The 1542-nt window shown below is 37.2% G+C and carries 3 protein-coding genes; 2 read left to right on the top strand and 1 reads right to left on the bottom strand.

Translation table 11 applies throughout. From position 1 onward, the window contains the following. The first annotated feature begins 179 nt into the window (after positions 1-179). A complete protein-coding gene (locus tag PX636_RS21460; protein ID WP_147069281.1) occupies positions 180-476 on the top strand; it encodes a DUF4164 family protein in 297 nt (98 codons plus the stop codon). Between the two features lie 83 nt (positions 477-559). Next, positions 560-844 (top strand): hypothetical protein, encoded by a 285-nt coding sequence (locus PX636_RS21455; protein WP_002764782.1) that lies wholly within the window; start codon positions 560-562, stop codon positions 842-844. 143 nt (positions 845-987) lie between these two features. Here PX636_RS21455 and PX636_RS21450 read toward each other — a convergent pair. Then, positions 988-1542 (bottom strand): hypothetical protein (locus tag PX636_RS21450; protein WP_288118780.1); only part of this gene is annotated, 555 nt, incomplete at its 5' end.

Genomic DNA, 1542 nt, shown 5'->3' with positions numbered 1-1542 from the left:
GCATTTAGCGATTTTTGTCAATTGTTTTTTATCTAGAGCGAACTAATCGAATTAAGTCTCTTGCCAGATAAGGATTTAGTCGATTTATGCCCCCCTATCGAACCATACCAAGTAACGAAGAACCTCTTATTTTTTCAGCAAGCCCTAATTAAAGTTATCAAAAGTAGGAGTTTAGCACAATGTCTAACGAAACCGTAACTTATTCCCTTGAAACTGTCCTGACAAGGATTGAGGGAAAAATCGACTCTTTACAAAGAGATGTTAATGAGCGTCTCACTAAGCTAGAGATAGGACAATCAGAAATAAGAGGGGATATTAAAGCCCTAGATTCTAAAGTTATGGAAATAGAAAAGCGTATTGACGACCTGAATGTACGGGTGAATATTAGCAATAATGGGTTTCTTGGCATTGTCGAAATTTTGGTGACAGGAATACTAGGTATTCTGGGAAAAATCGTCTTTTTTCCTAATCCCTAAAAGTTATCCTTAGTCTTGCATATCGGCAATTTTGATGCCTTGTCGATTAGAGAAAAAATCAGCAAAAGTAGGAGTTTAGCAAAATGTCTAACGAAACCGTAACTTATTCCCTAGAAGCAGTCCTGACAAGGATTGAGGGAAAAATCGACTCTTTACAAAGAGATGTTAATAAGCTAGAGATAGGACAATCAGAAATAAGAGGGGATATTAAAGCCCTAGATTCTAAAGTTATGGAAATAGAAAAGCGTATTGACGACCTGAATGCACGGGTTAATATTACTACTAATGGGTTTCTTGGCATTGTCGGAATTTTGGTGACAGGAATACTAGGCATTCTGGGAAAAATCGTCTTTTTCCCTAATCCCTAAAAGTTATCCCTAATGGTAATTCGTCCATATTTGTTTACTCTACAATTTTCAAGGATACAGATAAAAACAATCTGCAAAAATCCCTCTTTCCTTTCTCCTCTCTGCGACTGTAGCGCCTCTGCGTGAAACAAAAAATATAACACTCATGCCCTAATCACAGTAATTCTATATTGATTTTCTGTCACCACAACTTCAGTGGATAATCTTTCTTCCATTGGTAAGGCATTTTTCCGCCTATCAAAGATAAATAACCAACCAAAATCTAAACCCAAACGCCCTAAATAAGACTCTAATTGTTCGATCCCATCAGCTTGAGGATCGCGTTTTTTATCCCGCCATACTTTTAATTCAATCCCTAAAATTACATCTTTATAACTCAGACATAAATCCATTCTATCGCTACCAATTGCATATTCCCTTTCTAAAACTCCCCCACCATTAATAACACGATGTAAAAAAGCCATTAATACAATATGTGGAGCGATTTCATGATAGCCTGTACTACCTAATAACGGTTCGACCTGTTGTCGCCAAAATTTGAGAAATGCTGTTAATAAAGCAGCTAGATTTAATTCACCTTCTGGGGTTAACCAAGTGGGTGCAATCATTGGTAAAGAAGCCATTGGTGTCACAGTTAACACCCTGGGTAAAACTTCCCGATAAATGGGATTAGCAATAGTTAATCCTCCATAGGGGTG

The organism is Microcystis sp. M53598_WE2, assembly GCF_030067735.1.
Taxonomy (GTDB): domain Bacteria; phylum Cyanobacteriota; class Cyanobacteriia; order Cyanobacteriales; family Microcystaceae; genus Microcystis; species Microcystis aeruginosa.
Note: the sequence above shows the minus strand (reverse complement) of the source record. Positions and strands in the feature narration are given on the sequence as shown.